Annotated in this window: 13 protein-coding genes; 4 read left to right on the top strand and 9 right to left on the bottom strand. The window is 36.8% G+C overall.

The features are described 5' to 3' along the window. Nucleotides 1-32: 32 nt before the first annotated feature. The 4 genes from AN490_RS12065 to AN490_RS12050 all read right to left on the bottom strand — a co-directional run bounded on the left by AN490_RS12065 (nucleotide 33) and on the right by AN490_RS12050 (nucleotide 9856). A complete protein-coding gene (locus AN490_RS12065) occupies nucleotides 33-2753 on the bottom strand; it encodes a peptidase domain-containing ABC transporter (RefSeq protein WP_300003485.1) in 2721 nt (906 codons plus the stop codon). 21 nt (nucleotides 2754-2774) lie between these two features. Then, nucleotides 2775-3371 carry a helix-turn-helix domain-containing protein gene (locus AN490_RS12060; RefSeq protein WP_148760480.1) on the bottom strand — a complete coding sequence of 199 codons (597 nt, stop codon included), beginning with the start codon at nucleotides 3369-3371 and terminating at the stop codon, nucleotides 2775-2777. A gap of 1514 nt (nucleotides 3372-4885) precedes the next feature. Next, nucleotides 4886-5269: a HetP family heterocyst commitment protein gene (locus AN490_RS12055; RefSeq protein ID WP_300003482.1), complete on the bottom strand. Its 384-nt coding sequence runs from the start codon at nucleotides 5267-5269 to the stop codon at nucleotides 4886-4888. Nucleotides 5270-7468: 2199 nt separating this feature from the next. After that, nucleotides 7469-9856: a GH116 family glycosyl hydrolase gene (locus AN490_RS12050; protein WP_300003480.1), complete on the bottom strand. Its 2388-nt coding sequence runs from the start codon at nucleotides 9854-9856 to the stop codon at nucleotides 7469-7471. 362 nt (nucleotides 9857-10218) lie between these two features. On the opposite strand from AN490_RS12050, the gene AN490_RS12045 reads away from it, so the two are divergent. The 3 genes from AN490_RS12045 to AN490_RS12035 all read left to right on the top strand — a co-directional run bounded on the left by AN490_RS12045 (nucleotide 10219) and on the right by AN490_RS12035 (nucleotide 12185). Then, the gene (locus tag AN490_RS12045; protein ID WP_300003478.1) at nucleotides 10219-11580 is read left to right on the top strand and encodes an NAD(P)/FAD-dependent oxidoreductase; all 1362 of its coding nucleotides are present in this window, start codon (nucleotides 10219-10221) and stop codon (nucleotides 11578-11580) included. 161 nt (nucleotides 11581-11741) lie between these two features. Beyond that, nucleotides 11742-11984 carry a DUF1902 domain-containing protein gene (locus tag AN490_RS12040; protein WP_213712711.1) on the top strand — a complete coding sequence of 81 codons (243 nt, stop codon included), beginning with the start codon at nucleotides 11742-11744 and terminating at the stop codon, nucleotides 11982-11984. A gap of 3 nt (nucleotides 11985-11987) precedes the next feature. Beyond that, nucleotides 11988-12185 (top strand): type II toxin-antitoxin system HicA family toxin, encoded by a 198-nt coding sequence (locus AN490_RS12035; protein WP_300003475.1) that lies wholly within the window; start codon nucleotides 11988-11990, stop codon nucleotides 12183-12185. On the opposite strand, the gene AN490_RS12030 is transcribed toward AN490_RS12035, so the two are convergent. From AN490_RS12030 to AN490_RS12010, 5 genes are read right to left on the bottom strand one after another with little or no spacing between them, the layout of a single operon-like run. Then, the gene (locus AN490_RS12030; RefSeq protein WP_300003473.1) at nucleotides 12168-12362 is read right to left on the bottom strand and encodes a hypothetical protein; all 195 of its coding nucleotides are present in this window, start codon (nucleotides 12360-12362) and stop codon (nucleotides 12168-12170) included. The genes AN490_RS12035 and AN490_RS12030 overlap by 18 nt on opposite strands. A gap of 48 nt (nucleotides 12363-12410) precedes the next feature. Then, complete coding sequence (locus AN490_RS12025; protein ID WP_213712707.1) at nucleotides 12411-12740, bottom strand: hypothetical protein; 330 nt, start codon at nucleotides 12738-12740, stop codon at nucleotides 12411-12413. 10 nt (nucleotides 12741-12750) lie between these two features. Then, nucleotides 12751-13005 carry a DUF4926 domain-containing protein gene (locus AN490_RS12020; RefSeq protein ID WP_300003470.1) on the bottom strand — a complete coding sequence of 85 codons (255 nt, stop codon included), beginning with the start codon at nucleotides 13003-13005 and terminating at the stop codon, nucleotides 12751-12753. Beyond that, the gene (locus AN490_RS12015) at nucleotides 13002-13343 is read right to left on the bottom strand and encodes a type II toxin-antitoxin system PemK/MazF family toxin (RefSeq protein ID WP_053539969.1); all 342 of its coding nucleotides are present in this window, start codon (nucleotides 13341-13343) and stop codon (nucleotides 13002-13004) included. The genes AN490_RS12020 and AN490_RS12015 overlap by 4 nt, the downstream gene beginning before the upstream one ends. Continuing rightward, nucleotides 13336-13566, bottom strand: coding sequence for a hypothetical protein (locus AN490_RS12010; RefSeq protein WP_015079878.1), 231 nt, complete (start codon nucleotides 13564-13566; stop codon nucleotides 13336-13338). Before AN490_RS12010 ends, AN490_RS12015 begins: the two co-directional genes overlap by 8 nt. A 196-nt stretch (nucleotides 13567-13762) precedes the next feature. Here AN490_RS12010 and AN490_RS22935 point away from each other — a divergent pair, with 196 nt between their 5' ends. After that, entirely contained in the window at nucleotides 13763-14104 is a 342-nt protein-coding gene (locus AN490_RS22935) for a transposase (RefSeq protein WP_366925037.1), read from the top strand. The last annotated feature ends 25 nt before the right edge of the window (nucleotides 14105-14129 follow it).

Here is a 14129-nt window from a genome sequence, read left to right as displayed (position 1 = left end):
TTCAATAAGTCGGGGATCTGGTTATTAAACAATTAATTTGTTTGTGCTAATTGTTGTTGATTGAGATAGAAATAATGTCCTTTTTTGGTAATTAATTCTTCATGTGTACCGCTTTCTACTAAAACACCACGATCTAAAACTAAAATTAGATCAGCATGACGAACTGTAGAAAGACGGTGAGCAATAATTACACTTGTACGTCCTTGCAGAATTTTTTTGAGGTTGTTCTGAATAATCCGTTCAGATTCAGCATCAAGGTGACTTGTAGCTTCATCTAATATTAAAAGTCGCGGATTTCCCAGTAAAGCCCGGGCAATTGCTAACCGTTGACGTTGACCTCCAGATAACATTCCGCCTCCTTCACCAATTTGGGTTTCATAACCCATTGGCATCCTTTTGATAAACTCATCTGCACCTGCAAGTTGGGCAGCTTCCACAATCTCTTCTAAAGAGGCTTCTGGATGGGCAATTGTGATATTTTCCCGAATTGTTCCGCCAAATAAAAATGTATCTTGATCAACAACTCCTATTTGCGATCGCAAAGAATGTAAGGAAATACTAGTAACATCTTGATTGTCAATTAAAACTCTTCCATCTGTCGCTAGATATAAACCCAAAATTAACTTAGAAAGTGTTGTTTTGCCAGAACCACTGCGCCCAACAACTGCTACAGTTTGCTCAGGTAAAATTTCAAAACTGAGATTTTCTAAAATATTAATCTCACTTTCGGGATGATAGCGAAAGGTAACATTATGAAAACGGATTCTCCCGATTAATCTCGGTAAAAATTGTCGAGGGTTATGTTCTAAATCTTCCTCTAGTTGTGCTTCCAATACATCATTAATTCGTTCTGTAGCGACAATTACCTCTTGTAACTGATTCCACAAAATAATTAATCGTTGGAAAGGCTGAATAATATTACCCAGTAACATATTAAAAGCAACTAACTGACCAATAGTAAGTTGATTCTGAATGACTAACCAAGCGCCAAACCAGAGCAACCCTGTACTTGCTAAAGATTGAATAGTAGAGCTAATTAATTGCAGTTGATTACTAATTACTTGACCACTAAAGTTCTTTTTGATTAAATTGTTTAGCAACTCTTCCCAATGCCAACGAACTGTTTGTTCAATAGCCATTGAGCGAATCGAAGAAATTCCCGTCAAGCTTTGAATCAAATAACTATTTTCCAAAGTTCCTGCTGTGAATACCTCTCGACTAATCCGCCGCAAAAATGGTGTGGCAAAGAATGTTAATAACACAAAAGGTGGCACAATTGCCAATGTCATTAATGCCATTGGTGGACTGTACCAAAACATTAATCCCACATAAACAAAAACTGTTAATAAATCCAAGCCAATAGATAGAGCTTCACCCGTCAGAAACCGTTGAATTTTTTGATTTTCCTGAACACGAGAGACAATATCTCCCACATAACGAGACTCAAAAAATGACAGAGGTAAGCCAAATGTATGCTTAATAAATCCCACCATTAAAGCCACACTAATGCGATTAGCGGTGTGATCTAGTAAATATTGTCTTAACCCATTAATAGCAACCCGAAACAACCCAAAAATTAACAATCCAAACCCGACAGTATTTAAAGTTAAGATGCTACCTTGAACAATGACTCTATCTAATAAAAGTTGAGTAAATAAAGGTGTGATTAATCCAAATACCTGAATTAATACCGAAGCAATAAATACTTCTAAGAGAACCTGAAAATGCGGTTTAACTAAATCAAATAACTGCCAAAATGGCGTGTTAGCTTCTTGCGTTTTTTTAAGTGAAGTTGTAGGCTGTAATAGTAAAGCGTAACCAGTCCAACCTGCAAGAAATTCCTTAATAGTAAGCTGACGTTGGCCAATAGCGGGATCAGCAACAATTACCTGTTTTTTGGTAATTTCATAGACAACAATGTAATGTCTACCTTGCCAATGAGCGATCGCTGGTAAAGATTGTTGGGCAAATTTATCCAAACTGGCTTTCACCGGACGGGTAGCAAAACCAAGGCTTTCTGCTGCTGCACTCAAACTTCGCATGGATGCACCACTCCGGCTAACATTAGCCAGATCCCGCAGCCGATTGATACTCAGGTTTTTTCCCCAATAACGGCCAACCATAACTAAGCAAGCAGCACCACAATCAGCAGCACTTTGTTGTTCAAAAAATGGATAGCGTTTAGTAAATTTACGCCACCAATTACCAACAACTACAGTAGGAATAGGAAAGTATTGAGGGCGTTTTTTTACTTGTGTTGGTGCGGGAATTATTGGTTGAGGTAAATTGGCACTATTTACAGTTCTTGGGGCTTCAATCAGCGGAATTTCTGAAGAATTCGCAGTGTTAATTAGCTCTGCCTTATTCAACAAAAGATGATAAACACTAGGAAACTCTCCCATTACCTTAGTTAATATTGCTTGGGGAAGATAGGCAACCTTTAAATTTATAGAAGCTCTAGCCACATAACTGCTAAAATCTTGTTCTGGAAATAAAGTTAACTCCCCAAATGATGACCCTGAAGTGAGAGTATTAATTAAATTGTTCGAGCTATCAAGTAATCTCACCTTACCAGTCAGCACAACATAAATTCCCGGCTTTGCTGTTGTCGCTTGCCAAAATTGCTTTGCTACTGGTGGTTCAATAATTTCTAAAGCCTTGGTACAATCTATAACTGCTTGATCTGATAAGCCATCACCCAAGACTTGCCTAATCTGTGTAACTAACTGTTCCTGAGAAAACGCTGATAGCATTTCCTAACCTCCAAAACACTATTATTTATTGGTCTGCATGAGATTCAATGACCAATGAAAACTAGGTTCAGGCGGAGAATGCAAATCACTAATTTTAATTGCTAAATCCTGATTTTCAGTAGTTATCAATGGGGAACTTTTATGTTTAGTAGAAAGTCCCATTTGTTTAAGGAGGCGATTAATGTGGCGATCGCTAATTTGAATTCCCAACTCTTTCGCTAAATGTTTACTCAACCATTGCGCCGTCCAATCACCAAAAGCATAGCCATATTCACGGGGACTAGAATTGACTAATTCCTTCAATCTTTCAATATATTGATGATTAACAATCTTTGGTCTACCCAATGGGCGCTGATTCCATTTGTGAGCCATCCCCGCCTCAGCAGTACCTATCCAATACCTAGCCATCTCCTGAGAACAACCAATCATGTCACAAATATGAGTTTGCGATTTGCCCATATCTGCTAACAACATAATCTCAATTCGTCGCCGATATTCTGGTTGTGAATTGCTTTGTAAATTTTTTAGCAATGTCTTTCGCTGAAAAGGCGTTAAAAACTTACTTTCATAACCATCGTAAATATCAATAACCCGATTTTGATGAGAATAAGATGACATAATTCTTACCAGTTGCCTTCTACTTTCAAATTTGGGCAAATTTATCTGTTACATCTATTGCTCAAAGACAGATGCAAGAAATTTCACAGATATTCAGTATTTAATTTGGAGGATGTTTCATGAGTATTTATGTGATTCTCAATATCTATGCAGCAGGCATAGCTGTTATGTCCCTCAATAAACAGCACTGTCTGGTAAAACACCTATAAATAAAGTCCAAAAAATTCGCTTTCTCATGCCAAATTTATCTGCATTAGTTAATCATTCTCAAAATTTACCTAGCGCATGATACTATCTCTAATTTAGATTTCCAGATATTTGTAAACACTGGTATTGAAGTTAATCAATCCTCAAATATTTAAGTTCATGCAGTTCTAATTACCCAATAATTATGGAACAATTGTGCTAAAAATTGCAGCCCCAAAATAGATAAGCTCAGAAGGATGTAATCTATCTCTTACACTAGTACATCACGGCGTAAATAAAGCAACCATATTCAATCGCCAAAAAGCCTACTGTATATTAGTTTTGACTTTTGACTTTTGACTTTTGACTTCCGCCCTGCGGTACTAGCCTAAAATGAGAAAACTCTCATCAGCAGACGTTCTTAAATATGAAATCGTCTACTCGATAGCTAAGACTGAGCCATTCAGTTTAGATAAAAAAGTGATGAAGCTTTGATTGTTATCTTTAAATTCTGCTATATCTTCTTCTAAAATTTATATAAAAAATAAAATCTTCATCTAAACTTCATCATCTCTTCATATAAAATTTATATCAACTTAAAGCTGATAAGTAGGTTAGCGTTGAAAATTGTCGTCATAGCACTAGGCAAGAGGCAAGAGGCAAGAGGCAAGAGTAAAGAAGTTTTCAGCGATTTTACATTTCTTTACACAGTTTGATTTTATTGTGTTCACCTACTTATAAATATGGTTAGTAATTTCTAGTAAATCCTATTGTAGAATTTTATATCCATGAAAAAGAAGCTGTAAAATTATTACAACTTCTAATTGCAGTTATATCAATTGCCAGTTGACATAACAGTAAAAATTTGCAAATAAGAGCATGATTTCACCATGACCTTCCGTTTCCTCATCTACCTTGATTACCAAAGTTAGCCAAACCTTAGTCACAGGAAATTTGCTAGAAAAAGTTATCTAGCCATCTCAATTTAATTAGGGCAACCCACCACCCTAATTGAAAACTGCTCAAGCTTCTGAGGAAAAATAACCACCTTTAGTCATGGTTCATCAGTCTTGATGGAGAATTTAATTAATGAAAAACTGAATGCAAAAGCAATCAGCCTATATGTTTCATGTACAGACACAAACAGTTTTTTGGGAAAAATGCAATTTGTCTGCCATGAACCTTTATTTAGGTTGCTATTTCTAATTTATAAGATGTTACCAGTGTATATTTGCCATTGTGGCAGAACTTTACAAAGGATTCAGTAATTGCAGTTACTCACATTGACCATCATACTGAGTAACAAGCAATTACGATATAATCAGCAACTATGCCGACTTTTTTTCCCGATTATTGGCGCGTGCTTCAGCATGATGCTTGCCGCAAACTTCCATATAAGCTAAATCCTTAATCTTGCTTAAACAGTTAGATGCCAGATTACCTTCGGATCTTTTCTCTGTGGGTGGTTTAGCAATTTTGAGAGTTTCATTATTTTGTGTATTCAAGCGACTCATGCGAGCGTTTTCTTTCAATATGCGGTTATAAGTGCGATAAGGAATATAGTGCATGGGATTATAGCCCACAAACCGCAACATTAAAACACAAGCCCAAGAATACTTCCCTGCCAAAATCGCTTCGACTACTTGGTCTAACTGTTCAGGATGGATTTTTGCTTCTAAGTTGTTACCACTGCCAGCAATATCTTGATTCATAATCTTAGTTATCTTTGAATTGAGTAAATTAGTCCAGTTGGGAGCAAATGCGATGGTCTTCAGCCAAATTGCTGTTGCGGGAACAACCGGAACCTATAGGTAATCAATTGGTGGCAGATGTTGAGAAAAGTAACAACTTTCCATAAAAGTCCGGTACTTGCGAATATTGATACCTGACGGGAATGGGAATCAGAAAACTGGATCTCTACGATTACCCATTTAACTAAGCTAAAACGCGCATTTGACCTGATGATTTTTTCCATAACGTGACCTGTGATTGAAAACCTGACTATTTTTAATCAAGTCTGTGTACTGCTGTGCCTTGCCGTGTATACCCTGATTTTCTGGGCAGTCTTACAGTTTTCATTTAGTAATATCTATAGATAACAGAAATAATATGTATTAATTGTGTCTGGGCTGTAGATTTATACTTACCAATGAATCAAAGGTAAAAATTTACCTTTTCTGTGGTTTCTACCTGGAGGAATTGAGTTTGGCGTAGCTTTTCGTAGATGCAATTATGTCCTCTTGAAATTTCCAAGTGGAAATTTTCTGCTTCTCCCTAGCTACTGCTGTATAACTTCTTACCATTAATTTTGGTGCTTTTGCTGTAAAAGCGCACAATTACTGAATGGAATCAGGAAAACCATTGATTTCTCAATTTCAAAAGCCACATTTTTATTTATACTATTTTTTGTCGCTAATGTCATCTGCCAAGGGGGCAAGATTTAAATTAAATTTACTGAACTTATCTAGATATTTACTTATGTCTTGTGCAAGTTTGATTTTTGTCCCCAGTTGGCAAAAAATGAGGGGTGTTACCCCCCACTTTAATCTCAAGGGCAGATGTTATCATCGTTATACAAAGCAAAAAAACTACGAATCACCTTTGTCTATGCTCCGTAGCATATAGATATTCGTCGCAACTATAGCTCAAAAACAAATGAACTTTAATTACCACAAATTTAATTTTTATATAGTAATTGTTTCAATGAGAATCATTGCTTTGCAAGGACTTCAAAGCTTTAATTCCTAAAATTTTGACGACAATAAAAATAAATGTCAATTACAAAATAATTCCATAATTAACAGTATTATTTATTGTTAATACTCTGGGTTTCGATATTAATCTAAATTACCAATATGTTTGTTTTTATATAAAAAAATACCTGTAGCTATATCTGTACAGCAAAAACTGGATCACCATGAACCTTTCACTATTATCTTATTTGTTTAGTAAAAGCTATTTGTTTATTAGGGAAAATTAGCATTTAATTAAATAACTAGGTTGGTAATTATATGTATGCAATTTATTAATATAAGTAAGATTACAGTAATATTCATTAAACTGATTCGGTAGGAATCACCATCATTATTTATGGTCAATTGCCGCAGATTATTCTTGTCAAAGCCGATACTTAGGTAGAAAATAAAGATCAAGTCCGTATGGCTAAGTAATTCTTAACAAATCAAATTTGCTCAAATTTCCGGGTCTCAAGCGCTACTATTCAGCTTTCAGAGCGAATTATTAACTGAGATTTTCTCAATAACTTTCCCAGAAATTTATCCGGTAGTTGCTTGACAGATCAGAATGAGGAGGTTATAGTGTAACTCCCAAGCTGTTTAAGTTTTTAAACAAGTTGGGCAATTTTCACAAGCAGTTCGCTAGATCGAAATTTTGACTCTATTACAACTAGCTGGGAACTTATCAGCTAAATTAGGAGTCGTAAACACTAAGTGCATTTGAACCTGACTAACCTGACATCATAGATTGATAAAGCTCCTGCTGTCCTTGCTTTATTCAACTAGCCTGCAACTACTGATATCATTACATAATTAAGGTCTACTGAAAAACTCTCATCTTTTCCCAACTAGATTCGAGGATTTTTTGGGTGATTAATCGCAATCTTTTTATGTCCCATAACCCTAAATGAAGTGGGGGAATTGGTAGTTATTTTGTTGTAACTTAGCTAAAAAAGTTACTTTTGCCGATCACCGTTTAAAAGTGTTGTTGTATAACAAGCCTCTGCAAAATCTAATTACTGATGATTGATAGAGGTATCTTTGAAAGCATTGGTTTTCAGATTTAAATTCCTCAACTCTTAACCATTACTGATTTTTTCGCCCAATTCCGGAAATAACCGGAAAATAAAGATCCCCGACTTCTCAAAGAAGTCGGGGATGTGAAAAGTATTAAATTTAACGAACTAGCAAATAGATTCCCCAAATAGCCATAGCGCGGAGATAGGTACTAGCGCGGAAAGTGCCATTAGCGGTGATTGCTTCCGGTGTGCGAAATTGCAAACCATTGTCGTAAATTTGCCTTACTACAGCCTCAGTTAACTGCATTGCCTCATTTTTCCTATCCATTTGCACCAGGAAGGCTGCTAGACCAAAATTGATGCCTGTCCAAACTTCCAAAGGGTGTGTAGAATTAGGATTTTCTGGTAAACCATTAGGAAGAACACCGTTAGCAGCACCAAATTTACCATTTTGGAACTTCAGAAAACAGGAATCATATACTTTTGTTAAGGCAGACAAAGCGCGATCGCTCGGCACAATATCTGGTAAACTCAATAGACGAGCGTAAAATTGCCCACACAATTGATCAGCCATCACCACATCAGAACCACTTTCACTATCCAAACGGTAATATTCACCATTCCAAAGTTTTTCCTGATAAATTGGTTTTGATTGATTTAACCAACCTTGATAAATAGACCCTTGCACCTCCACCTCCGTGTCCTCTGTGCCTCTGTGGTTCGTTAAAATCTTAGAGATAGCAATAGCAGACTCCAAAGCAGCTAACCACAAACCACCGCAATAGGCGCTGACACCTTGTAAACGCCAATCATCGAAAGTTTGGTCAGGAGCGCCAGAATTTTCTGGTATACTGTCACCATCGAGATCAAATGTCTTCACATAATCGAGAGTTTGGACAATAGCATCCCAACAATCTGCTAAAAACTGAAGATCATTTGCACCAGTAAACAGAAAATCTCGATATACCTGCAAAACGAAATCACAACCTAAATCTTTCCACAGGTTGCAATCTTGATAACTAGTATAATTGGTTTTTTCCCAAACGTGTTCATTGGGTGCGCCTAAATCGTGGGGTGTCGCACCGGCAATTTTCCGAACTGCGTTGGGACTTTCAGATTTGATAGTTAAATAATAACCGATTATTCTAGTTCTATCATCACTTTGGGGAATTGCCCTAGCAAAAGCCCGAATTACCGATTTTTCCAATTCAGGGAATAACATCAATAACCCAAAAGAACCGTATAACCGCACATCTAAACTTTCATACCAACGGTAATCTAAACATTCTAACACGGCAAATTGACCAACGGGATCAATTTCTGAGGCCGCACTCCAGAGAGTTCCTCCGCTGGTTAAATCGTAGAGTTCGTTAAATAAAGCCATTTTGAACCAGTCAGGTAAATCTGATTTTGCTAAAATGGGATTTTGCCAATCTTGAATGAGCGATCGCCAATTCTGATATTCTTTAAGAGCAGTAGTAGCAATCTGCCAAGCATTCTCACCATTACAACCAAAAAAGTCTGTATATCTGCGGTAATAGTTCACTCCCGCGGCAAATTCTGTAACGGGAAAATCCCAACTTAGCACCAAGGGAACTTCTAAATTTTCCCCAGGTTGCAAAGTGAAACGCACCGCAATTGCTGCACCTAATCTGGTATTTTCATCTGCGGGAGTTTCATCTATATAATTAGGTAAAGAACCATTTGCAGAGAAACTTTGCCAAACATCTTCACCATTACCCACAGGATTAAATCGGGAATGATAGAATATTTCCACTTGGGGATTTTTGGCAGTTGCAATACACCAAGTTCCGTCTCCTTCTTGGACAGTTTGACTATGAGAAACTTGACCTAAAACACAACCAAAATATTGATGATCTTCTGCTAAACAGTTATAATTTCCTTGACTTTCTCCCCAGCGTGGTAGATATTCATAAACTGGACTTCCATCATCTCTAACTCGTACTTGAGGAGATTTCAAAGTATTAGTAAACCAACCTGCCATATTTTCCCAAGTTAGCATAATGCTAATGGTAATTGGTGCATTTGTGGGGTTGTGCGCTTTCCACAAAAAAACTGCGACAGGATAACTGGCTTCTTGATAATTATCTGCCCAAATTGGGGAAAATTGCTCACAGGTTAATTGAGTTTTTAAGACATTTTCATAAACAAACCAGCTACGAGGATAAAGTGCGTGATATGTACCTGAATTCTGTTCCTGAGACTGTGGATACCATTGCCAAGATTGCAGTGTATGATCTTCTGGAGGTTGGGTAGATAATGCGTAAGCAAGTCCTGATTCAAAAATACTAAATTGACAAGCGGGAACGGTTTTAAAAGTATGTTCTCCCCCGTCAATGTGCCACAGATTAAAGTCTCCCCGTGAAGAACGTCCTATACACCCTGCACCAAAGCCACCAAGGGGCATTCCGTGCCAGGGACCATCATCTATATTATCAGGATAACGGACGGTGTAGGGTTGATCCCAGCCTAAGCCAATGGGACGTTTCCAGGTACAGGGGGGAATTTGTGGGTGGTTTGTCATGGTTTGAGTTTCACGGTTGACGCTAATGAAGACTAGCGCGATGTGTGATTTTTCTCAAGTCATGGGTGAGGACTATATTTTCCAGGACTTACGTAACTGGCACATTGGTAGGGTGCGGCAGACTGCATAAATCCTGCAAATAAACAGATTGTTGATATCTGACACACCCTACAACAGATTTTTAGTGTGACACTTGCGTAAGTCCTATTTTCATTGCTGGAATTTTAGACAATTTTAATAGTAACTTTGACTACTTTTAGTATTTTTTCAAGCGTTCCAAATAGACGGCAAAATATATTATAATATTGTTACATATTTGTTAAGAAAGGTTACATGACTCTTAACAAAAGGAAATATTGTTTATGGTTGTTCCCCGTGAGAAGAATGCACCACATGAAGTTGTTATCGTTGGTGGTGGCTTTGGTGGATTGTATGCAGCAAAGGCTCTTGCTAAGGCAAAAGTAAATGTTACTCTCATTGATAAACGGAATTTTCATTTATTTCAGCCGCTTTTATATCAAGTTGCCACAGGTACACTATCACCTTCTGATATTTCCGCACCATTGCGATCTGTATTCAGCAAAAGCAAAAATACAAAAGTGTTGTTGGGAGAAGTAAGTGATATTAATCCCAAAGCGCAACAAGTTATTTTGGGTGATGAAATAGTCCCTTATGATACATTAATTCTGGCCACCGGTGCAAACCATTCCTATTTTGGTAAGGATAATTGGAAAGAATTTGCTCCTGGTTTGAAAACTGTGGAAGATGCCATAGAAATGCGTCGGCGGATATTTTCAGCATTTGAAGCCGCAGAAAAAGAAAGTGATCCGGTAAAACGTCGGGCTTTGTTAACTTTTGTGATTGTGGGCGGTGGTCCAACTGGTGTAGAATTGTCCGGTGCGATCGCTGAATTAGCATACCAAACCCTCAAAGAAGATTTCCGCAACATTGACACTTCAGAAACGAAAATTTTACTATTGCAAGGGGGCGATCGCATTCTCCCACACATTGCCCCAGAATTATCAAAAGTAGCAATAGAATCTTTACAAAAGTTGGGTGTGGTTATTCACACTCAAACCAGAGTCACAAATATTGAAAATGACATTGTTACTTTCAAGCAAAACGGTGAATTGACAGAAATTCCCTCAAGAACTATCTTGTGGGCAGCCGGTGTGCAAGGTTCAGCTTTGGGGAAAATTCTCGCAGAACGGACAGATGTAGAATGCGATTTCTCTGCCAGAGTAATTGTCGAACCTGATTTGACTATCAAGGATTATAAAAACATTTTCGTAATTGGAGACTTAGCTAATTTCTCCCATCAAAATGGTAAACCCTTACCCGGTGTTGCCCCGGTAGCCAAGCAAGAAGGAGAGTATGTAGGTAAACTCATTAAACGCCGGCTTCAAGGTCATACTTTGCCAGAATTCAAATACAATGATGTGGGTAGTTTGGCAATGATTGGGCAAAATTTAGCCGTTGTAGATTTAGGTTTCATTAAACTCACAGGTTTCATTGCTTGGATATTTTGGCTAGTAATTCATATCTACTTCTTAATTGAGTTTGACACTAAATTAGTGATAGTAATTCAATGGGCTTGGAATTATATTACTCGCAATCGTCGCTCTCGATTAATTACAGGGAAAGAGGCTTTTTTGGCAACAGAAACTGTTAATAATAGTAGTCATTCCCAGACTACAGAAAAGAAGCAGCCAGTCAATCTCTAGAATTTGTGGTTTGTAGTACCACGGCATCAAATTCCATCTGCAAATCCGCCATTCCTTCAACACTGAATTCAATTAGTGTGAGGTGGCGGTTTTAATTGTGAAAATTGCTATATTTGTGATATAATAAATCTAGTTTTATCAATTTACCAAAACTTTTAATAATGACACAAATTACCTATAAAGTTGAAGCTTTTTGGGATGCAGAAGCAGAAGTTTGGGTAGCAACTAGCGAAGATATCCCAGGTTTGGTAACAGAAACTTCTACAATTGATATTTTAACAGAAAAGCTCCGAGTAATGATTCCAGAATTGTTAGTCTTGAATCAAATTGTCCCTCATAATTATGCGGGGACAATTAATTTTGAGTTAATTAGTCATCGTCAAGAATTGATTCAGGTAGCGTAATAGATGAGTACATCATTTACACCTGAATTGAAAAAGCTGCTTTCAGAAGCAAATTGCTATTTTGAAAGGCAAGGAAAAGGAGATCATGAAATTTGGTATAGTCCAATCACACAACGTCGGTTTGTAGTAGATAGCTGTATCAAGTCCCGTCATACTGCTAATATAGTTTTGAAACAAACTGAATTACCTAAATATTTTTAACTTAGATAAATCAACTTTTTTGTAGGTTGGGTAGAACGAAGTGAAACCCAACACCACCCACCAGGATATGATAATTAATAATGTTGGGTTGCGCTTTGCTTTAGAAAGACCTTGTTGTTGTGCTTGCTGTGTTAAATACTGTTCTAATTCTGGTGGTAAATTGAGGGTTAATGTCATAAATCTATTGTGAGTAACTCTATCTATTTTTAGCTTGGTAAAAATAAACTAACTCGTAAGTTTCAAAGCAGCAGCTAAAATATCATCATCAGATTCCATCTCATCTAAATTATCCACCTTCATCTTTTCCATAATTTGACGATGAGTGATTTCATATTGAGCATTTACTAAAGTACGTGCTATTTGATAGGTAATTTTTTGCCAATCTTCAGGTGAAGCTATTACCTCTATATGTTGCAATGCTGCATAAGCCTCTGCTGGTAGCTTTGGTAAAAATTTCAAAGCTAAATTAATATTTTGTACTTGTGTTTGTTCGGCTATTTTAGACAAATCTATCATCACCCCATCGGTATAAGTCAATCTAGTTTCTTCAGACATATAAATTCCTTCAAAAACTAATGGGTGCTTTTATCTCAAAATGTAACACCATTATTTGCTGTGGAAGCAACCCAACAGATTCATAAGTTTGTCCATTGCGTGAAGCGAAGCTATCCCGAAGGGAATCGCTAAATTCTACTTCAAACGCAGCACCATCAGCTAATAATTCAACTATTGTACCAACTTGACCACGCAATAAATTATATTCAGGTAAATCAATTGTGAGTGCTACTACGTCTAGTAAATTGGGTGTATTTTTAGTCATTTAATATTCAAAACAATAGCTAAAGCATTACTAATTTCCTGCATAATTTCTTCCGCAACTATTCCCACTTTTTTAATTAGTCGTTGTTGAGAAACTGAACGAATTTGAAAAGTATCTGCTGTGGATAATTTGCTTAAATTATTCTCTGCTGTTGTTTCAATACGTATCATCCAAGGTACTTGTGCAAAAACTTCGTTCCATCCGGTAATAGGTACAATAACCTTTAAGCGTAAAGTACCTATATCATCATTATTAACAATGATACAAGGTCGGGTTTTGCTAATTTCATCCCCTACTGTGGGATCAGCATTATACAGCCAGATTTCACCTCTACGCATAATCTTGGTACTCATAAAAATCTTCATTACAAGTATCAACAAATTCTGTTAAACTGCTTTCTGTTTCATAATAAGAACGCATCATTTCCGCAGCAGCAGTTAAGCTCAGTTTTTGAGGATTTTGCATTTCTTCACGCATGAGTTTTAAGGCAAATTCTATTATCTCTAGTCTTTCAACATTAGGCATTTGTTTAATAGCTTCTAAAATTTGGGGGTTGATCATAATTTGTGGCAATTGTAAGTAGTTTCTATTTTAAAGTAAGATATACTGACTCTGCAACCTTCGTAGGTTGGGTTGAGGAAAGAAACCCAACACCATCCACCAGGATATGATAATTAATGTTGGGTTTCCTTGCGTCAACCCAACCTACGGGGTAAAATCAAGATTATAAAAACTTTAATCACAGGATATTTATAGTATGGAATATCGCCGCGCCAAAGTGGCAGGAGGAACATACTTTTTTACAGTGGTGACAGAGAAAAGACAAAAAATATTATGTTTACCAAAAAATGTTTCTTTATTAAGAGAAGCTTTTGGTTATGTAATGCAGAAACATCCATTTATTATAGATGCTGTTGTTATTTTACCTGATCATCTCCACTGTATTTGGACATTACCAGAAAATGATCATGATTTTTCTACCCGTTGGCGGTTAATTAAAAGTTATTTTAGTCGTAAATGTGAAACTATTTCACCAGAAAATATATCTATATCTAGAAAAAAGAAAAAACAACGGGCTATATGGCAATATCGGTTTTAGGAACATTTAATTAGAGATGAAATAG

The organism is Anabaena sp. AL09 (assembly GCF_001672255.1).
In the GTDB taxonomy this organism is placed as follows: domain Bacteria; phylum Cyanobacteriota; class Cyanobacteriia; order Cyanobacteriales; family Nostocaceae; genus Dolichospermum; species Dolichospermum lemmermannii.
Note: the sequence above shows the minus strand (reverse complement) of the source record. Positions and strands in the feature narration are given on the sequence as shown.